The 19,814-nt window shown below is 62.5% G+C and carries 16 protein-coding genes and 1 riboswitch; of the genes, 9 read left to right on the plus strand and 7 right to left on the minus strand.

What is annotated here, in order from left to right; genetic code table 11:
- Positions 1-35: 35 nt before the first annotated feature.
- A complete protein-coding gene (locus CO664_RS07130; RefSeq protein WP_097524884.1) occupies positions 36-434 on the plus strand; it encodes a GFA family protein in 399 nt (132 codons plus the stop codon).
- Positions 435-445: 11 nt separating this feature from the next.
- On the opposite strand, the gene CO664_RS07135 is transcribed toward CO664_RS07130, so the two are convergent.
- The gene (locus CO664_RS07135; RefSeq protein ID WP_097538264.1) at positions 446-1,345 is read right to left on the minus strand and encodes a hypothetical protein; all 900 of its coding nucleotides are present in this window, start codon (positions 1,343-1,345) and stop codon (positions 446-448) included.
- 480 nt (positions 1,346-1,825) lie between these two features.
- Positions 1,826-3,745 carry an LTA synthase family protein gene (locus CO664_RS07140; protein WP_176536510.1) on the minus strand — a complete coding sequence of 640 codons (1,920 nt, stop codon included), beginning with the start codon at positions 3,743-3,745 and terminating at the stop codon, positions 1,826-1,828.
- A gap of 264 nt (positions 3,746-4,009) precedes the next feature.
- Between CO664_RS07140 and CO664_RS07145 the strand changes: the two genes are divergently transcribed.
- The 3 genes from CO664_RS07145 (at position 4,010) to bluB (ending at position 7,580) form a co-directional block, all read left to right on the plus strand.
- Positions 4,010-5,692: an NAD+ synthase gene (locus CO664_RS07145; protein WP_097538266.1), complete on the plus strand. Its 1,683-nt coding sequence runs from the start codon at positions 4,010-4,012 to the stop codon at positions 5,690-5,692.
- A gap of 3 nt (positions 5,693-5,695) precedes the next feature.
- Entirely contained in the window at positions 5,696-6,520 is an 825-nt protein-coding gene (locus tag CO664_RS07150) for a TolB family protein (protein WP_097524880.1), read from the plus strand.
- Between the two features lie 42 nt (positions 6,521-6,562).
- Positions 6,563-6,775, plus strand: a riboswitch (cobalamin riboswitch).
- Between the two features lie 43 nt (positions 6,776-6,818).
- Positions 6,819-7,580: a 5,6-dimethylbenzimidazole synthase gene (gene bluB / locus CO664_RS07155; RefSeq protein ID WP_037424288.1), complete on the plus strand. Its 762-nt coding sequence runs from the start codon at positions 6,819-6,821 to the stop codon at positions 7,578-7,580.
- On the opposite strand, the gene CO664_RS07160 is transcribed toward bluB, so the two are convergent.
- The 4 genes from CO664_RS07160 to CO664_RS07175 form a co-directional block, all read right to left on the minus strand.
- Complete coding sequence (locus tag CO664_RS07160; protein WP_176536539.1) at positions 7,534-8,634, minus strand: DUF2865 domain-containing protein; 1,101 nt, start codon at positions 8,632-8,634, stop codon at positions 7,534-7,536. The genes bluB and CO664_RS07160 overlap by 47 nt on opposite strands.
- A 190-nt stretch (positions 8,635-8,824) precedes the next feature.
- Positions 8,825-9,469, minus strand: a complete 645-nt coding sequence (locus CO664_RS07165; protein ID WP_037424317.1) for an acyl-homoserine-lactone synthase — start codon at positions 9,467-9,469, stop codon at positions 8,825-8,827.
- A 154-nt stretch (positions 9,470-9,623) separates the two neighbouring features.
- Complete coding sequence (locus CO664_RS07170) at positions 9,624-10,358, minus strand: LuxR family transcriptional regulator (protein ID WP_037424319.1); 735 nt, start codon at positions 10,356-10,358, stop codon at positions 9,624-9,626.
- 173 nt (positions 10,359-10,531) lie between these two features.
- Positions 10,532-12,844, minus strand: coding sequence for an NADP-dependent malic enzyme (locus CO664_RS07175; RefSeq protein WP_097525056.1), 2,313 nt, complete (start codon positions 12,842-12,844; stop codon positions 10,532-10,534).
- 177 nt (positions 12,845-13,021) lie between these two features.
- Between CO664_RS07175 and CO664_RS07180 the strand changes: the two genes are divergently transcribed.
- Both CO664_RS07180 and CO664_RS07185 read left to right on the plus strand, forming a co-directional pair.
- Entirely contained in the window at positions 13,022-13,858 is an 837-nt protein-coding gene (locus CO664_RS07180; RefSeq protein WP_097538268.1) for a UDP-2,3-diacylglucosamine diphosphatase, read from the plus strand.
- A gap of 103 nt (positions 13,859-13,961) precedes the next feature.
- Entirely contained in the window at positions 13,962-15,182 is a 1,221-nt protein-coding gene (locus CO664_RS07185) for an MFS transporter (protein ID WP_097538269.1), read from the plus strand.
- On the opposite strand, the gene dgcA is transcribed toward CO664_RS07185, so the two are convergent.
- Positions 15,134-16,117, minus strand: coding sequence for an N-acetyl-D-Glu racemase DgcA (gene dgcA / locus CO664_RS07190; protein WP_097538270.1), 984 nt, complete (start codon positions 16,115-16,117; stop codon positions 15,134-15,136). The genes CO664_RS07185 and dgcA overlap by 49 nt on opposite strands.
- Before the next feature lie 187 nt (positions 16,118-16,304).
- Between dgcA and CO664_RS07195 the strand changes: the two genes are divergently transcribed.
- The 3 genes from CO664_RS07195 to CO664_RS07205 all read left to right on the plus strand — a co-directional run bounded on the left by CO664_RS07195 (position 16,305) and on the right by CO664_RS07205 (position 19,736).
- On the plus strand, positions 16,305-17,459 hold the full coding sequence (locus tag CO664_RS07195) for an ABC transporter permease (RefSeq protein WP_097538271.1): 1,155 nt from the start codon (positions 16,305-16,307) through the stop codon (positions 17,457-17,459).
- Positions 17,460-17,471: 12 nt separating this feature from the next.
- Complete coding sequence (locus tag CO664_RS07200) at positions 17,472-18,281, plus strand: ABC transporter ATP-binding protein (RefSeq protein WP_097524875.1); 810 nt, start codon at positions 17,472-17,474, stop codon at positions 18,279-18,281.
- Between the two features lie 84 nt (positions 18,282-18,365).
- Positions 18,366-19,736: an MlaD family protein gene (locus CO664_RS07205; protein ID WP_097524874.1), complete on the plus strand. Its 1,371-nt coding sequence runs from the start codon at positions 18,366-18,368 to the stop codon at positions 19,734-19,736.
- Positions 19,737-19,814: the final 78 nt, after the last annotated feature.

Raw genomic sequence — 19,814 nt, forward strand, 5'->3', positions numbered from 1 at the left:
GCTGGCCCGGCTTTTTTGTTGCAGTGGAGAGGGGAATGACGGAAATCCATGAAGGCGGATGCCTCTGCGGCGCCGTGCGGTTCAAGACGAAGGGGAAACTGAGGGAGCTGATTTTCTGCCATTGTTCGCAATGCCGGAAGCAGACGGGGCTCTACTACGCCGCTACGAATGTCCTCGACAGCCACATGGAGGTCCAAGGCGCGGACCAGATCACCTGGTACCGCTCCAGCACGAGCGCGAAGCGCGGCTTTTGCCGTCACTGCGGCTCGGCGCTGTTCTGGAAGGCGGACGGGCTCGACTATACCTCTATCCTCGCAGGGACGTTCGACGGGCCGACCGGTCTCGAGCCCGGCTATCATATTTTTTGCGCCGACAAGGGTGATTTCTACGACATCCACGACGACCTGCCGCGCTTTGCGGAAGCGTCACAGTAACGCGCTCGCCCTCAGGGATATGCGACCACGGACTGATCGAAGGCATCCGCCAGCGCTTCGAACTTGACTGCTTCCCAGGAGGCGTATTCCTCGATGAGCCGGCTGCTCAACCAGAACCGGCCGCGTGCGCCATCGTCTCCCTTGCCGATGAAATCGGCCGCTTCTGCGCGCGCGAACAGCCGGCGAACATGGGTGTTCGAGATCAGATAACGTTCGGCAAGTCTCGCAAGGCTGACGTCTACCCAGACCTTGCCGTGGACGGCGAGAGTGGGCGGGCGCGCCATCAGGTCGTCGAGGATCACCCCGCCGGATTCCGACCATACAAAGATCGCCACACTTTCCGGGGGCTGCGTCCATCTCGGGTCCGAGAGCAGCCGCCTGGCGACACGGGGCTGCGCGCGCTCGAAGATGCCGGGATCCGTCTCGAGGCGTCTGACGCGCGATCCGCCGTCCAATAAATCGAGTGTGCTCATCTGCGTCTTGAACCAGAGCCGCATGGCGTTTTCGCTGATTTCCGTCGGCTCGAGGGGACGCGTTCTTTTCGTGCGACCGCCATTTGCCGGGCGGAGCAGTTTGTAGGCTACGAGTTCGGCGAGGAAGGCCGTCGCCGTGTTCCGGCTGGCAGCGCCCGTTTCGCGCATGACTTTCAGCAATCGCGCTGCGGTGATGCCGGAATCGGCGTCGTTCGGGTCGCGCTCCAGGTGTAAGGCATAGGCGGCTTGCGTCAGCATCCATCTCTGGTGGGCTGCCACGAGGCGCGCGATGCGCGGAAACAGGTCATTCATGGAAATCAGGGTACGCGCGCCCGCTTGCAAGACCTCAAGAAATTGAGGGTTTTGCACGAGAGCGTCCACCGTAAAGGTGGGCGGAGTCTTCCGTCCGGCTTCTTCCGTCCCAGCAAGCCGCTGCATCTGTTGCGTGTGCTCCAGATCTCTCCACGCACCGAATGCTCGCTTACCCCGTGCCCCGGCGCAATCAACATAAAATCTCACCTTGGCCTAAACGCGCAAGTACGCCGTTTGGGTTCACGTAAATTTTAGGGGAATTTGCGGCGCCGATGCCACCGGCGGGTGAAGAGCCGTGGCTGCTATAGTTTGGTATGACTAACGGCTTGGCCGGTAAGCTCAGGATTCGTGCGGACATAGCAGCGTCTCCGCAGAATTTTGAAGTTGATTTCTGGCATCCGTACAGCTGTACGACGCGCGAAAAGTTAAAGCATTGTATCTGTTGTCATTTTAGTGGAGTCTGCCTTGCGCAAAAGTTGATTCTGTCTTGTTTCGGATCGGCCTGCATCCAATCGGAACCCGGCGAGAATTGGGGCGCGGATAGTCAAATACGCAATTGGCCCGGCGGGGACACCGGGCCAATGAGTGCGTTCGCAGACGATCCGCTTATAAGCCGGCGCTGAAAAGTTCGGCGTGCGACTTGAAGAAGCGCTCGGTGCTATAGCGCTTGCCGAACATCATGTCGTGCTGGAGGAAGCGGTAGTCGCGCAGCGTCACCGGAATCTTCGGCTGGCGCAGCCAGTTCTCCAAGCCCTTGCCGTTTTTGCGGATCAGCAAATAGCGGTCGAGAACGCGGAAGTGGTCGTGAACCTTACCGAGGAAACCCGTGTAGTAGGGGTGCTCATAGCCCGCCTGCTTCAGGATCTGGTAAGAAAGAAAAGCCGGGCTGATGCTGCCGATATCCTTTTGCGCACCGGTCTTGTTCGACCAGACGACAAGCGGCGTTTCGTGCTGCGCCTTCATCTGGTCCTTCGAGCCCTTGCGTTCCGCCGTCACGTCCTTCATGTAGCCGGTGCTGGTGTAGACGGTGTTGAGCGGCGGCAGGTGGTCGCCGAAGAGAACGATGATCGTCTCGCGATCCCGCTGCTTCGCCCACTCCATGAGCATTTTCAGGCTGTCGTCGGCCTCCTTGATCCCTTGAGCGTAGGTGGCAAGCACCTGCCGGTCGCTTTCCGGGAGGTCGCCCTCGACCTTGATGGTATTCTTCGCGTAGCGGTTCGGCTCGTAGGGCCCATGGCCCTGCAGCGTCACGGCAAAGAAGAAGAAGGGATCGTCCATCGCGTCGGCCTGGCGGATGATCTCCTTTGTCAGCGATTCATCCGAAGCGAAAATTCCGCGCTTCTGCATCGCCGGCAGGTTCTCTTCGGAGCGGAAGGTATCGAAGCCGAAGGCCTTGTAGACGGCGGTGCGGTTCCAGAACCAGCCCTGGAACGGGTGGATGGCGCGCGACACATAGCCTTCGCCGCGGAAGAAGGTTGCGAGCGACGGGATCGGATTGCGGATATATTGCTGGTATGGAATGCTGCCATAGGGCAAGAAGGCATTCGAAAAGCCGGTCAGCGCTTCGAACTCGACATTGGCCGTCATGCCGCCGAATTCGGGCGAGAAGACGTTGCCGCCCTGGAGTTCGCGGATCGTCGGCATCGGATCGGGCGTCAGCTTGACCTTGGGCAGACGCGTCGGATCCCAGAAGGATTCGCTCATCAGCACGATGACGTCCGGCTTGCCGCGATGCGTCGTTCCGGCGGGCAGCGGCTTTACGGGAATTCGGCCGATCGCATCGGCCATGTAGCCGGGCGGAGCGCTCACATTGGCCATCGGCAGGTTGATCGCGAAGGCGAGCACGAAGCCGTTGTGGCGGTAGTTCTCGGTCTGGTCCCACATGATCGGAATGACGCGCAACCGGTCACGGACCCAGGAGAACTGGTTGTAGTCCATGATGTTCCAGAAGGCGACGAGCAGCGGCAGGGCGAAGACGACCCGTGCGAGACGCTCCCGGCTGGTCAGCTTCGGAAAGTTCCGCCAGGCGTAGCGCAGCAGCAGGGCGATGGCGATGACGGTTGCCAGAATTCCGAGAACGACGCCGACTGCGGTCCATGGCCGATCCTTCACCAGCACCGGCATCAGCTCCATGATCTGACGGCCGAACAGAAAATCGGTGGGATAGAGCGGGTCGGACAGGAAGACTTGCTTCTGCTGGCAGATAAATGCCGGGATGATGGCGAGCGGCGCCACCACGAGCGCGCCCTTGTGCTCACGGCCAAACAGCGCGTCGAGCGCCAGCATGACGAGGAAGAAGACTGCGACCGTCGTCCAGGCCGGCCGCATCGGATCGATGAAATAGGCGATCGTTTCGGAGCCTGACTGGCGCACGATGAACTCGACCGCAAAGACGATCGTCGCGGCAAGCGAAAGCGAAAACAGCGCGCTGCGGGTGCCCGCCAGGGTCTTTGCGTGTCTGACGGAAAAGCCCGGCCTTTCGACATAGACCTGAGGACCTCTCGCGGCGGAATCGATACTGGCCACAACTTCTCCAATTTCACAAAACTTTCGTTCAACTGTCATACGACCGTCATCTTGAACGGGGGATGAATGGCGAAACGGCTTTGATGATCCTCAGGTTCCCGCTGTGGCGACGGGTCCCTGTCGCGTCACTAACGGCCGGGAACAACAGGATTTTTCAGATTTTTTCTAAGCATTGCGATTGGGAGGGGGTTTTTTGCCCCCTGATGCGTTAAGTACAAGCCTTAAGCTGGATGCATTCGCCGAGGAAACACCGACAGGCCTGCCATGACCCCACAGAAAGCCGCACCTTCGACGCTACGGATCGCCGTAGCCCAGCTCAATCCGACCGTCGGCGATATCGCCGGCAACCTCGCCAAGGCGCGCGAAGCGCGGGCCGACGCCGCGCGCCAGGGCGCCGACCTGGTGCTGTTCACCGAGCTTTTCATTTCCGGCTATCCGCCTGAAGACCTGGTGCTGAAACCGGCCTTCCTGAAGGCGTGCCTGCGCGCCGTCGAGAACCTCGCCGCAGAGACGGCGGATGGAGGGCCGGGAGTGATCATCGGCTTCCCCCGTCAAGCCTCCGCGCAGCGGCACAATTCGGTGGCCGTCCTGGACGGGGGCAAGATCATCGCCGTCCGTGATAAGGTGGATCTGCCGAATTACGGCGAGTTCGACGAAAAGCGGGTGTTCGATCAAGGCGAGATGCCCGGTCCGGTGAATTTCCGCGGCATTCGCATCGGGGTTCCGATCTGCGAAGACATTTGGGGAGAGCTCGGCGTCTGCGAGACGCTCGAGGAAAGCGGCGCCGAAATCCTGCTTTCTCCGAACGGTTCGCCCTACTACCGCGGTAAAGTTGATGTCCGTCACCAGATCGTGCTGAAGCAGGTGATAGAGACCGGCTTGCCGATGATCTATGCCAATCAGCTCGGCGGGCAGGACGAACTGGTCTTCGACGGCGCGAGCTTCGGCTTCAATGCCGATCGCTCGCTCGCCTTCCAGATGAGCCAGTTCGAGGAGGCGCTCGCGATCTCCGAATGGACGAGGGGTGACGACGGCTGGGTCTCACACAACGGACTCCGGTCTCGCCTGCCGGAATGCGAGGAGGCGGACTATCGCGCCTGCATGTTGGGGCTGCGCGACTACGTCAACAAGAACGGCTTCAAGAACGTCGTCCTCGGCCTGTCGGGCGGCATCGACTCGGCGATCTGCGCGACGCTCGCCGTGGACGCGCTCGGCGAGGAGCGGGTTCGCACGATCATGCTGCCCTATCGCTATACGTCGCGGGAATCGCTGAAGGACGCCGAGGCCTGTGCCAAGGCGCTCGGCTGCCATTATGACGTCGTTGCGATCGAGGAGCCCGTCGAAGGCTTTCTCAATGCTCTCGCCGACACGTTCGAGGGGACCGAATCCGGGATCACCGAGGAGAACCTGCAGAGCCGCACGCGCGGCACGATCCTGATGGCGATCTCCAACAAGTTCGGCTCGATGGTGGTGACCACCGGCAACAAATCGGAAATGTCGGTCGGCTACGCGACGCTCTACGGCGACATGAACGGCGGCTTTAACCCGATCAAGGACCTTTACAAGATGCAGGTCTATGCACTGTCGCGCTGGCGCAATGGCGCTGTGCCGCCCGGAGCACTCGGCCCCTCCGGCGAGGTCATCCCGCTGAACATCATCGACAAGGCGCCATCGGCCGAACTGCGGCCCAACCAGACCGACCAGGACTCGCTGCCGCCCTATCCGGTCCTCGACGACATTCTCGAGTGCCTGGTGGAGAAGGAACTGAGTACCGAGGAAATCGTCGCCCGCGGGCATGACGAGGCCACGGTGCATCGGATCGAACACCTGCTCTACATCGCCGAATACAAGCGGCGGCAGTCGGCTCCCGGGGTCAAGATCACCAAGAAGAATTTCGGCCGGGACCGGCGCTATCCGATCACCAACCGTTTCCGCGACCGAGGGTAGATCATGCGCAGTTCGGTGGAGATTTTCGATATTGCCACCGGCGAGACGCAAGTCGTCTGGCAGACGGAGCGGCTGGTCGAGGCGCCGAACTGGTCGCCGGACGGCAAATCCCTGATCATCAACGGCGACGGCAGGCTCTATCGGCTTGCCTTTGACGGTTCCGAGCCCGTGGAAATCGACACGGGCTTTGCCGGGCAATGCAACAACGATCACGGCATTTCGCCGGACGGGAAAACGCTGGCGATCAGCGACAAGACCGAATTCGGCAAGTCGGCGATCTATCTGCTGCCGGCCGAGGGCGGCACGCCGCGACTGGTGACGCGCAACCTGCCGTCCTATTGGCACGGCTGGTCCCCGGATGGGAAAACCTTGACCTATTGCGGGATCCGCGACCAGATCTTCGACATCTACACGATTTCGGTCGATGGCGGAGAGGAGCGGCGCCTGACGCATGGCGAGGGCCGCAACGACGGCCCGGACTGGTCGCCGGACGGTGCGTGGATCTATTTCAATTCGAGCCGCACCGGCCGCATGCAGATCTGGCGGGTGAGGCCGGACGGCAGCGATGTCCAGCGCATCACCGACAGCCCTTATGGTGACTGGTTCCCGCACCCGTCGCCGGACGGCAGGCATCTGCTGGTGCTGTCCTATGACGGCGAGGTCTTCGACCATCCGCGTGATCTCGATGTGCGGCTTCGGCTGATGGATCCGGAAGGCAGCAATGCGCGTGTCCTCTTCGAACTCTTCGGCGGGCAGGGGACGATGAACGTTCCGAACTGGTCGCCCAACGGCGATGCCTTCGCCTTCGTGCGTTATCGGCCGGCTTGAGCAGGGCGCGGCGCCCCCGCCTTGCGTTTCGCCGGCGGCTGTGCCCATATGCGGCCGTCAGGTGCCCGCTTGCTGCGGGAGAATCGGGAAGCCGGTAGAATTCCGGCACGTGCCCAACGCTGTGACGGTGACGTCTGCGCCAAAAGAGTTCTGAGTATTTTCAGAGCTTTGCCACTGGTTCCTGATGCGATCTGGGAAGGTGGCGCAGCCGAGTGATCCGAAGTCAGAAGACCGGCCTGGCGAGATAGACCGGCCCCGCGCGGACGGCGGGAGGTTGCGCATTGTTGGGGATCGAACGATGCTGCCTGACCCGAACGGCTGCCTTGCGGCGGCCGGTGCCTTTTCGCCGGACGAGCGCGCCGCCGTCTATCGTGCCATCGAGACGCGCCGCGACGTGCGCGACGAGTTCCTGCCCGAACCGCTGCCCGAACCGCTTATCGCCCGCCTGCTCGAAGCGGCGCATCGTGCCCCGTCCGTCGGCTTCATGCAGCCGTGGAACTTCGTGCTCGTACGGCGAATCGAGACGCGGGAGAGGGTCTGGCAGGCTTTCCAGCGCGCCAATGAGGAGGCAGCCGGAATGTTTTCGGGCGAGGCGCAGGCGAAATACCGGTCACTCAAGCTCGAGGGCATACGCAAGGCGCCGCTCGGCATTTGCGTGACCTGCGACCGGACCCGCGGCGGCGCCGTCGTGCTCGGCCGCACGCACAATTCGCAAATGGACGTGTATTCGACGGTTTGCGCGGTGCAGAATCTTTGGCTCGCGGCGCGGTCCGAAGGCGTCGGCGTCGGTTGGGTCAGCATTTTCCACGAGAACGAGGTCAAAGATATCCTCGGAATTCCGGAGCACATCGAAATCGTCGCCTGGCTGTGCCTTGGCTATGTCGATCGCCTCTACCAGCAGCCGGAATTGGCGGTGAAGGGCTGGCGGCAACGCTTGCCGCTCGAGGACCTCGTTTTCGACGAAGGATGGGGCGTCCGCGACAGCCTCGTAACGACCGCCCAAAGGGAAGGTGTCACTCGTTCTGCAGCGGCTGGTAACGCGATCCCCGAGGGTTCTTGAGATCGATCGCGCTCTCTTCCTGTGGCAGGAAGGCAGGACCGACAACGCGGACCTTGCTGCTCTTCGGATCATAGGGGCGCTCTTCCACGGGCTTTGCCCCCGCTGGTCCGAAGGCTGGTGCAGACGGCCCCTCGATCGTCACGACGGAAGGGCTGACCACCGAAAGCTTGGTTCCCGAGGTGGTGCTTTTGTTCTGATCCGTCGTGATCTTCGGAATCTGGCAGCCGCAGATGCCGGGAGAACCGACGTCGCGCACACGATAGGCGAAGGCGTTGGGGAGTTCCCTGTACGGCCTTCCCGTGGACGCCGAAACCATCTGCTCGCTCTCCTCGGTGGCGAGGACGTGATAATAGAGTTCCGTATCGGCGCCGGGGCATCGTGCCCGGCAAAGCTCGGCGTCGCGTCCGAAGTCGGCCGGCGTGGCGTTCGACGAAATCGGGAAAAATGCTCCGTCGCAGGTCCGCACGCACATGGTCCTGAAGCCGCCTGCCGCGCCGTTCTCCATGAATGTGAAATCGTCGGTCGGACCATCGAACAGCAACGGATAGTCCTCGCCGTCCGGCGGGAAGCTTTCGAGGATGTTGCGATGAGCGCGCGCCTCTTCGGTGCCGAATTCATCCGGAACCGTCTCGTCCCAGTTCGGAGCGGCGTCCCCCGAGCAGTCGTTCAATTCCATGGCGGCGAGGATCCGCCGGCGCATGTCCTCATTGCCCTTCGAAATCAGGTGCCGGCGTTGGGCCTTGAGCGTGTGGAGATTGTCCTCCATGCGCGCAATCGCATCGTCAAGCTCGGCACAGGCAGCCGCATTTTCGCTTTCGATGTAGACGACGGACTCGTCGCTGCATTCCATGCGCCGCCTTTCGTTCCTGGCGCGGCGAAGTTCGATGTTCTGTCGCGAAACCGCGCCGGTGAAATCGCGCAGATTGGCGTTTGTCGTCAACGCCGCCGGCAGCTCTGCGAGGCGGGCGCTGAGGCGCGCGCAGACGTCGGTGGCCGATGCCTGCCCAGGCATAGCCAAGGCGAGGGGCAGCAGAGCGGCCGCAAGGCGCATCATCCTCAAGGACGCAGTGGATCGGGACACTGACACTCGTCTTTCCTGCATTTCGCTCCGCTGATCGCGGGACAGGGGCGCCTGTAGTCACATCATACGACGTTAGGGTGAGGGCGCAACGACAAGACGGCGTTTGCGTTAATACGTGTTCCGAGACAGGAAGGGCCGGGCCGCCTGAACGGCCCGGCCATGATTAGGCCGCCCTTGCAGTTTCGAGCGACATGGGCCGTTCGAGCACCGTCCCTTCGATGAGGGCAACGGCCTTCATCTGTCGAAGCAGGCTTCTCGACACTTCCCAGGCGACCGCGACCGCGTAGACATTGCCGATCCTGTGCGGCTCGGCAATCCGTTCTCCGGGGCACCCCATGCGGCGGAACATCCGCTCAAGGAAGACGTCTGTGACGGTGACGATGTGGCTGATGCCGGAGGCAAGGCCAAGTTCGCCGACGCCGCACATCAGTTCGGCGGCGGCGACCGTCACCTGGTTCGAAGACCGGTCCTGGGAAATATCCGGGTCGATGCAGAAGCGGCTCGATTCCCAGACCGAAGCGCTCCGGATTTCCGGGTTGCCGCCGAGCAGCACCGGGAATGTATCATCCAGCATGTTCGGCCCCAGCGTCGGCAGGAGCCTGAGCGAGCCACGCAGCTTCCCGGTTTCCGGCGAATAGGACATCACATAGAGCGGATTGGCCTTGTCGTAGTGGTCGATTTCCCAATCGCCCTCGGTCCTGACGTCCCATTTCAAGAAGTCGTGGAAGACGCGCTTGCGCAGCCGGAACATCTCGTCGATGGCCTGCGGATGTTTTCCGCGAGCGTTTCCGTTCACTATCCTGATCATCTTTCGCTCCATCGTGTTTGCGCGATGGAGCGATGCTGTCAGGCTCGGGCGACACATGTAACTGTCGGTAGTGACAGTTTAATCCAACGATTTTTCCCACAAAATTTGTGGGGCATCCGGCGCCGGGAGCGAGCTCCGATGGTAAATTCCCCCGTCAGATGGTGGGGATCAACGCATGGCGGACTGCCTGCGCAACCGCTTGCGTGTTCGACACGACATTGAGCTTGCGGCGTGCATTGCTCATGAAGAAGCGGACCGTGCGTTCGGAAATGCCGAGGATCGTCGCGATTTCCCAATAGCTCTTGCCGGCTGCCGACCAGGTCAGGACCTCGGTTTCGCGGCTGGTCAAGCGCGGATCGCGCTCGTCGATCGTATCTGCCATCGTCCGCTCGAGCATCGAGGCATGAAAGAGATTGGCTGCCAGCTGGAAGTCACGCAGATGGCAGCGGCGATATTCGGACCATTCCGTCGGCGACATGTTGGCGCTGATCGCCAGCAGCGCCATGCGGCCGGCCGGCGAAGGCAGCGGCAGGGCGACCCCTTCCGTGGACAGGCCGAGGTCCTCTGCAGCCTCGAAGAGCGGCTCGCACTCGGGAAAGCGGCGGCGTGCGGGTGCCCATTCCACAGGCCTTACGCCTCCGAGAGCAAGCCGAAGGATAGGGTCGATCCGGTGAAGACCGCGCGACAGATAGAGCTCCTCGGCATAGGCGCCGAAAGTGTGATGCAGGCGGCAGACCTTGAGACCCTCGGCCGTCGGTTCCGCTTCCAGATAGAGAAGATGCGCAATATCGAAGGTACGACGCATCAAGGCGAAGAATTGCTGCGGTTCCGCACACCCGCCATATTCCACGATATCCAGCAGATCGAGGACAGCCTGTTGATTAGTCATGCCGTAACACCGATTCATGCCCCTAGAATAAACATGGTTTAGCCTGCCGGTTTTTGTCTAGTGCTATATTTCGTAATCGGTGCAAGTCTTTTCACTAGATCAATGCATGGTTGTATTTCCGCGGCAAGCTGCCGCGGAATCGCCTAAAGCGCGATAGACCGGAGAGCCATTCCTCAGGCGGGATGGCTTGCCTCGACCACTGCAAGAGCCGCCATGTTGACGACGCCGCGGGAGGTGACGGAGGGGGAAAGGATGTGGGCCGGCAGCGCCGAGCCGAGGAGGATCGGCCCGACATGAAGGCTGTCCGTCATCGTCTTGACGACGCCGAGCGTGATGTTGGCGGCGTCAAGATTGGGGAAGACGAGCAGATTGGCTTCGCCCTTCAGCGTGCTGTTCGGCATCACCCGCTCGCGCAGCGTTTCGGAGATGGCTGCGTCCCCGTGCATCTCGCCGTCGACCTCGAGATCGGGCGCCAGCTCGCGGACGAGCTTGAGCGCGGCGCGCATCTTGGCGGCGCTCTCGGATTCGCGCGATCCGAAATTCGAATGGGAAACAAGGGCAGCGCGCGGCGTGATGCCAAAGCGGCGTATTTCGCCGGCGGCCATCACGGTCGTCTGGGCGATTTCCTCGGCGCTGGGGCTGAAGCTCACATAGGTGTCGGTGAAGAAGGTCGCACCGCGCTGGGAAATCAACAAGCTTAGCGCCGAGAAGTCGAGTACGCCCGGCTTCTTGCCGATGATCTGTGAAACGTCGCGCAGGTGTCGGCTGTAGCGCCCTTCGACCCCGCAGATCAATGCGTCCGCTTCACCGCGCTTGACCGCCAGCGCACCGATCACCGTCGTATTCGTGCGGACGATCGTGCGGGCGGCTTCCGGGATGACGCCGAGACGGCCGACAAGGGTGAAGTATTCTTCGACGTAGTCGCGATAGCGCGGATCTCCTTCCGGATTGACGACCTCGAAGTCGACATCGGGACGGATTCTGAGGCCATAGCGGCGGAGGCGGGTGTCGATGATCTGCGGACGGCCGATCAGGATCGGCTTGGCCGTGCCTTCTTCCAAGAGCACCTGGGCGGCGCGCAACACCCGTTCGTCCTCTCCTTCGGCGAAGATGACGCGGTTCTTGGGGGCGTTCTTGGCGGCTGCGAAGACCGGCTTCATGATGAAGCCGGAGCGGAAGACGAAGCGGTTGAGCTTGTCGAGATAGGCGTCGAAATCCTGGATCGGCCGGGTAGCGACGCCGCTCTCGGCTGCAGCCTTGGCCACCGCCGGAGCGATGCGCAGGATCAACCGCTGGTCGAAGGGCGAGGGGATGAGATAGTCGGGTCCGAAGACCGGCGTTTCCCCTGAATAGGCACGGGCCGCAACATCCGACGGCTCCTCGCGCGCCAGGCCGGCGATTGCCCGCACCGCCGCCATCTTCATCTCTTCATTGATGGTGCGCGCGCCGCAATCGAGCGCGCCGCGGAAGATATGCGGGAAGCAAAGGACGTTGTTGACCTGGTTCGGGAAGTCGGAGCGTCCGGTGCAGATCATCGCGTCCGGCCGCGCGGCGCGCGCCACTTCCGGCATGATTTCCGGTGTCGGGTTGGCGAGCGCCATGATCAGCGGCTTCTCGGCCATCTGGGCGAGCAGTTCGGGCTTGAGGACGCCTGCTGCAGAAAGTCCCAGGAAAACGTCGGCGCCGCCGATGCTGTCGGCAAGCACGCGATTGGCGCTGTCCTGCGCGTAGATGGCCTTCCATTCGTCCATCAGAACCTCGCGGCCCTTATAGACGAGACCCTCCAGGTCATGGACCCAGATGTTTTCGGGCTTGGCGCCAAGGGTGACGAGAAGGTTCAGGCAGGCAAGGGCGGCAGCGCCGGCGCCCGAGGCGACGATCTTCGCCTTGGCGATGTCCTTGCCGGCGAGTTCCAGGCCGTTCAGGACGGCGGCGGCGACAATGATCGCCGTTCCGTGCTGGTCATCATGGAAGACGGGAATGTCCATCTTCTCCCGCAAGCGGCGCTCGACCTCGAAACATTCCGGAGCCTTGATGTCTTCGAGATTGATGCCGCCGAAGGTCGGCTCGAGCGCGGAAACCACGTCGACCATGCGTTCGACGGTCGGCGCGTCGATCTCGATATCGAAGACATCGATGCCGGCGAATTTCTTGAAGAGGACGGCCTTGCCTTCCATCACTGGTTTTGAGGCCAGGGGACCGATATTGCCGAGGCCGAGCACGGCGGTGCCGTTGGAGACCACGGCGACGAGGTTAGAGCGGGCGGTGAAATCGGCGGCGCTCGCCGGGTCATCCCTGATGGCAAGGCAGGGGGCTGCGACGCCGGGCGAATAGGCGAGCGCCAGATCGCGCTGATTGCCGAGCGGTTTGGTGGGCTGGATCTCTAGCTTGCCCGGACGGGGGTAGCGGTGGAAGAAGAGTGCCTGCTGGTCGATGTCTCCGCTCGCCGGAGCCGATTGAGGTTTCGCTTTTTCGCCCGTGGTCATGCCGTCACATCCCCGTTTCTGGATCGGGGCCTTTTGGCACGAATTCCCGCCCGCGTACAGTTTCACGGCAGCGCTTTTCATCAGCCCGATCCGGTCCGCCGAATTCCGGTGTCATCTTCCTGAAACACGAGTCTGGTTTTGACGAGGCGAGACATAGCTCGAGAAGGCGAGGATCTCATGGTTGCGATATCGGGATCTCAACAGAATCCGGTGCGGAAATTGCGGACGCTGTTCATCTCCGACGTCCATCTGGGCTCGAAGGCGGCGAAGACGGACTACCTGATCGATTTCCTGCGCCACCATGAGGCCGAGACTATCATTCTCGTCGGCGACATCGTCGACGGCTGGCGGTTGAAGCGGAGCTGGTACTGGCCGCAGTCCTGCAACGACGTCGTTCAGAAGCTCCTGCGCAAGGCGCGCAAGGGTTCGCGCATTATTTACATTCCCGGCAACCACGATGAGTTCATGAGGGATTTTCCGGGCGTCCACTTCGGCGGTATCGAGGTCGCGGCGCGCCACATGCACCAGGGCGCGGACGGGCGCAACTACCTCGTGCTGCATGGCGACGAATTCGACGTCGTCGTGCGCAACGCGCGTGTGCTCGCCTATCTCGGCGACTGGGCCTACGACACGGCAATCGCTATTAATATCGGCCTTGCCGCCATTCGCCGCCGCCTCGGCATGCCGTATTGGTCGTTTTCGTCCTGGGCGAAGCTGCAGGTCAAGCACGCGGTGAATTTCATCGGCGAGTTTCAGAAGGTCGTTGCGGAGGAAGCCCGCCGGCATAACGCCCAGGGCGTGATCTGCGGGCATATCCATCACGCGGTGATCGAGGACATCGACGAGATCCGCTACATCAACACCGGTGACTGGGTCGAAAGCTGCACGGCGATCGCCGAGCATTTCGACGGCACGATGGAACTGCTCACCTGGCATAGCCTGCGCGGCGGAGTGGCGGTGGAAACCTCGGCCGATGGCTTGCCCGTGACTTTGGCCGCGCCGCGGGCAGCCTGAGGTCCTCGGTACCAGGCCTGAGCCCCACCTGTGGCTAAAACTAGCGGCTGGCGAGCTGGCGGATATTCGTGCTAGGGGTTGCGCACAGCCATCAGGTCCTCCCATGATTCCCGCATCCGCGCCCCCCGTCCTGGGGCCTCCGCCGCGTTATTTCGCGCTCCGCATCGCGTTGCTCTTCTGCGCGCCGCTGATCGTCAACGGCTTCGCCATGCCGTATTTCCCGGTCTGGCTCAACGGCTTGTCGATAAGCGATTTCGAGATCGGCGTGGTCCTCGCCGTGCCGATGTTCATCCGGGTCATCACGGCGCCATTGGCGGGTGTGCTGGCGGACAGGCTCGGTGAGCGCACGATCGTGCTGATCTGGTCGGCCTGCCTCTCGCTTGCACTCGCCTTCGTCCTCTTCTTCGCCAAGGACTTCTGGCCGGTGCTGGTGATCTATGCGCTGCAGTCGGCCGCCTATTCGCCTTACCTCCCGATCGTCGAGGCGATCGCGCTTTCGGGCGTGCGCCGCTGGGGTTTTGACTATGCGCAGATGCGCGTCTGGGGATCGATCGCCTTTATTGGTGCGACGATGCTCGGCGGCTGGATGACCGGCCTCATCGGCGGTGCAATGGTGCTGCCGGCGATGGCCGCCGGTTTCGGCCTGACCGTTGCGATGGCCTGCGCAGCTCCGCGCATCGGCCGCCCACGCAGGCCTTCGCCGATCACGGCAATCACCGAAGCGCCGCCGCAATCGCTGCGGCAGCCCGATTTGCAGCTGCTTTTGATCGGCGTCACGCTGGTCAACAGCAGCCATGCGATGCTGTTCGCGTTTTCTGCCATTTATTGGCAGCAGATCGGCTATAGCGGCACGCAGATCGGGGCGCTGTGGAGTGCCGGGGTGGCGGCGGAAGTGCTGATGTTCTTCTTTGCCAAGGCCATTACCAGGCGCTTCAGCGTCTGGACGATGATCTTCTCCGGCTGCCTGCTGGCGGTCGCGCGCTGGCTGATCTTTCCGATGGACCTCGGTTTTACCGGTTACTTCGTCCTCCAGTGCCTGCACGCCTTTACCTATGCGATCATGCACACCGGCATGCAGCACAAGCTGGTCGAGCGCGTCGCCGAGGAGCAGGAGGCCTCCGCCCAGGGCCTCTATTTTTTCTACACCGGCATCTTCACGGCGATCTTCACCTTCCTGTCGGGCTACTTTTACGCCTGGTTCGGTGTCGCCGGCTTCTATTCGATGTCGGTCGTGGCGCTATGCGGATGCTGCTTCGCCTATGCCGGCTGGTATCTTCAGCCCCACAGGCTCGGCTCGGGCGGGAAGACGAGCGAGGCCTCGTAGCGAAGCCCCGGGCTGCGGTCCTGTGCAAGCAGCAGCGGGCCGTCGAGGTCGACGAAGTCGGCTCCCTGCGCGACGAGGACGGCCGGAGCCATGGCGAGCGAACTGCCGACCATGCAGCCGACCATGACCTTCAGGCCGAGCGCCCGGGCCTCTTCGCGCATGCGCAGCGCCTCGGTAAGTCCACCGGTCTTGTCGAGCTTGATGTTCACCGCGTCGTAGCGTCCGACGAGCGCCTTCAGGTCTGCGGTCGCATGCACGCTTTCATCGGCACAGACGGGGACGGAGCGAGCCACGGAGCCCAGCGCCTCGTCACGTCCCGCCGGCAGGGGTTGCTCGATGAGCGCGATACCGGCCTCGGTGCAGGTGGCAAAATGCAAGGCGAGGTTTTCCGGCGTCCAGCCTTCGTTGGCATCGAGGATGATGCTGCTGGCCGGTGCCCCTTTCCGCACCGCGCGGATTCGCGAGGTGTCGTCAGCGGTTCCGACCTTGACCTTCAGAAGCTCCCGATGGGCATATCTTGCGGCCTGCGCCATCATCTCTTCGGGCTCGGCGAGCGAGATCGTATAGGCGGTCGTCAGCGCGACCGGATCGGCCAACCCGGCAAGCTTGGCGGCCGATCTGTTCGCCCGCTTCGCCTCGACATCCCAGAACGCGCAATCGACGGCGTTGCGGGCGGCACCGGGTTTCATCGATTGCTGCAGGTCGAGCCGCGTGATGCCCGATTCGATCGGCGCTCGAACGGCGTCGATTTGGCTCAGGACCGATTCGATCGATTCGCCATAGCGGCCGTAGGGGACGCATTCGCCCCGCCCGGTGACGGCGCCGTCGCTGAGCGTGCAGGTCACGACGCTCGCCGTCGTCTTCGAGCCTCGGGAGATGGTGAAGGTGCCGGCGATCGGAAAATGGTCGACGGTGGCTGAAAGCGAGATCGGCATCGTTATTCTCTCATGGGGTGGGGATTCGCCGTGGCCGCCATGTCCCGGGCGCTCTGTCGGGCCGGCGCGCTGTGTCTTTTCGGCCGCACAAGGCCTGCCGTACGGCTTTGAAACGATGGGTGATTTTGTCCTGGGATCGAATCTGGTTTAAGAGATTACTGAATAGCAAGTGAAAGACCAAGATCACGTGACGCGAAAGCCATCCCAGAAGGCTGCCGATGTCGTCCTCACTGAGGCCGACGGGGAGACGGGCCGACGCTATGTGTTCAGCGGCGACTGGCGGCATCAGACGGCGGAAGCCATGGCCGACAAGCTGAAGCGGCTCGGAAAGCCGGCCGGCGGCCGGAACGAGTTCGATTTTTCCGGGATCACCGGCATGGACACGGCCGGCGCCTGGATCATCCGGCGCTTCATGAACGGGCTCGGCAGCGAAGACGGGGGCGAGGTTCGCTTCGCCGGCGGCGGGGAGCGCTATGTCGAACTAGTGCGCGCTCTGCCCAAGGAATTGCGGCAGCCCGAGCGCTCGAAGAAAAAGGACCCGCTTTTCCAGCGGCTGTTTGCGCCGATCGGTGAAGTGACGGTGTCGATTTGGACCGACACGGTTGCCGCCATGTATATCCTGGGATCCGCGGTCCGCGGCGCGCAGATGAAGCTCGGGCGCCACGCCGGCGTATCGCCTGCCGCGATCGTCCACCAGATCGACCGTATGGGCGTGATGGCGACACCCATCATCACCCTGATGTCGTTCCTGATCGGCGCCATCATCGCCCAGCAGGGCGCCTTTCAGCTCCGATCTTTCGGGGCGGAAATCTTCGTCGTCGACCTCGTCGGCATTCTGCAGCTGCGCGAAATCGGCGTGCTGCTGACGGCGATCATGATCGCCGGCCGCTCGGGCAGCGCGATCACGGCCGAAATCGGCTCGATGAAAATGCGCGAGGAGGTCGACGCGCTGAAGGTCATGGGGTTGAGCCCGGTCGGCGTGCTCGTCTTTCCGCGCCTCGTGGCGCTGACGATCGTGCTGCCGCTCTTGACCATCATCGCGAATTTCGCCGCTCTGGCCGGGGCGGCGCTGGTTGCCTGGAGCTATTCGGGCATCACCATACCGACGTTCCTCGCGAGACTGCAGGAGGCCGTCGACTTCTCGTCGGTGGCGGCCGGCATGATCAAGGCGCCGTTCATGGCGCTGATCATCGGCGTCGTTGCCGCTGTCGAGGGGCTGAAGGTCGGCGGCAGCGCGGAATCGCTCGGGCGGCGTGTGACGTCGTCGGTCGTCAAGTCGATCTTCGTCGTCATTCTCATCGACGGCCTGTTCGCCATGTTCTACGCGGCGATCGATTTCTGAGGCGGGCGGAAAATGGTTCAGGCGGTCATGGAGAAGCAGTTGGAGCAGGCGGCGGAGCGCGAAAGCATCCTCTCCGTTCGCGACCTGACCGTGGGCTTCGGCGACAATATCGTCCTCGACAAGCTCAATCTCGACGTGCTGCGCGGGGAGATCCTCGGCTTCGTCGGAGCTTCCGGCACCGGCAAGTCGGTCCTGATGCGCACGGTCCTGAGGCTGCTGCCGAAGCGCTCAGGCATGATCAAGATCCTTGGCGCGGAATACGACAAGGTGAGTGAGGAGGAACGCATCGCGCTCGACATGCGGCTCGGCGTTCTCTTCCAGCATGGGGCGCTCTTTTCCGCACTCACCGTGCGGGAGAACATCCAGGTGCCGATGCGGGAATATCTCGATCTGCCGCAGGGGCTGATGGATGAACTGGCGCGCCTGAAGATCGAACTGGTCGGCCTGGCGCCGGAAGCGGCGGAAAAATATCCTTCGGAGCTTTCCGGCGGTATGATCAAGCGCGCCGCCCTCGCGCGGGCGCTGGCCCTCGATCCGGATCTCGTCTTTCTCGACGAGCCGACGTCGGGCCTCGATCCGATCGGCGCGGCGGAGTTCGACGAGTTGATCGCCAAGCTGCGGGACACGCTTGGATTGACCGTGTATATGGTGACTCACGATCTGGACAGCCTGTTCTCGGTTTGCGACCGGATCGCCGTCCTCGGCCAGAAACGCGTCCTGGTCGAGGGAACCATCGAGGACATGCTTGCCTGCGACGAGCCGTGGGTGAAATCCTATTTCCGCGGCAAGCGGGCGAGGGCGATCGTGCGCGAGCACGACTGAGCGGTAAAAGTGATAAAATAGGCGACGCGAGGTGTGTCGCAGCAGGGTGAAGTGGCGGCGGGGCCGCAGAGGTAGTCTGAGCCGATGGAAACTAAAGCGAATTATGCCATTGTCGGCTTTTTCACGGTGTTCGTGATCGCCGCTGCCTTCGGCTTCGTCTACTGGATGTCGCAATACGGCCGAAGCGGCGAAATGGTCGAACTCGTCGTCAACATTCCGGGTTCTGCCAACGGTCTCTCGGTCGGCTCGCCGGTGCGTTTCAACGGGATCAATGTCGGCAGCGTGCGCAGTCTTGCGATCGACGCCAATGATCCGCGCTACTCGATCGCCATCACGGAGGTTTCGGCCGATGCGCCGGTGCTGACCTCGACACGGGCGACGCTGGAAATCCAGGGCCTGACCGGGGCGGCCTATATCGAGCTCAGCGGCGGGCGAAAGGGCGACGAAAACATCCTGAAGACGGCACTCGAGAACGGGACGCAGGCGCGTATTCTTGCCGACCAGTCGAGCGTCACCAGCCTGCTCGCGACCGCCGACCAGATCCTCGATCGGGCGAACAGCGCCATCGGCGACATTCAGGGCTTCGTCACGGAAGTTCGTGGCCCGTTGACCTCGACAATCGGCAATGCGCAGCGGTTCTCCAAGGCGCTGGCGGACAATTCCGACGCGATCGATCAGTTCCTGAAGAGCGTGGAGGAGTTATCGGGGTCGGTCAGTGCGGCCTCGAAGAAGCTCGATACCACGCTTGCGAGCGCCGACAGGCTGATCAAGTCGGTCGATCCGAAGAAGATCGACACGATCGTCAGCAATGTCGAAGAGGTGAGCAACGACCTCAAGGCCGCTTCCGGCGGCGTTTCGGAGGCGATCGCCGGTTTCAAGCGGACCGTCGACACCTATGACCAGTTCGGCAAGAACGCGCAGCAGACCTTGAAGCGTGTCGACGCGTTGGTGGCTGCGGTCGACAGCCAGAAGGTGGGGCTCGTCGTCAACGACATCTCCGCGGCGAGCGCCGATGCCCGCAAGGTTGCCGCTCAGGTATCCGAGTTTGCCAACAAGATTTCCGCCCGTCAGGAAGACATCGACCAGACGATCACCGATTTTACGGAGATGTCGAACAAGCTGAATGCGGCATCAAACCGTGTCGACGGCATTCTCGCGAAGGTCGACGGCTTCCTGGGAGACGCGAATGCGCCGTCGCTTTCGGCTGAGGCGCGCGCGACGCTTGAATCGTTCCGCCGCATGGCCGACAACCTCAACGCCCAGATCGGTCCGATCACCGACAACCTGAAGCGCTTCTCGAATTCCGGCTTGCGGGACGTGGAGACGCTCGTCACGGAAACGCGGCGGACGGTGCAGAGCCTGCAGAGTACAATTTCCAATTTCGATCGAAATCCACAGCGCCTGCTATTCGGCGGCGAGACTGTTAAGCAATATGATGGCCGCACGCGGCGGTGATTCGCTGATCATCGGTCGCGGGCAGGTTGCGTGGGGGCGGGGAGCCGGACGGCGCCGCGTTGTTTGGGGATGATGTGC

The organism is Sinorhizobium sp. NG07B, from assembly GCF_002532005.1.
Classification (GTDB): domain Bacteria; phylum Pseudomonadota; class Alphaproteobacteria; order Rhizobiales; family Rhizobiaceae; genus Sinorhizobium; species Sinorhizobium fredii_C.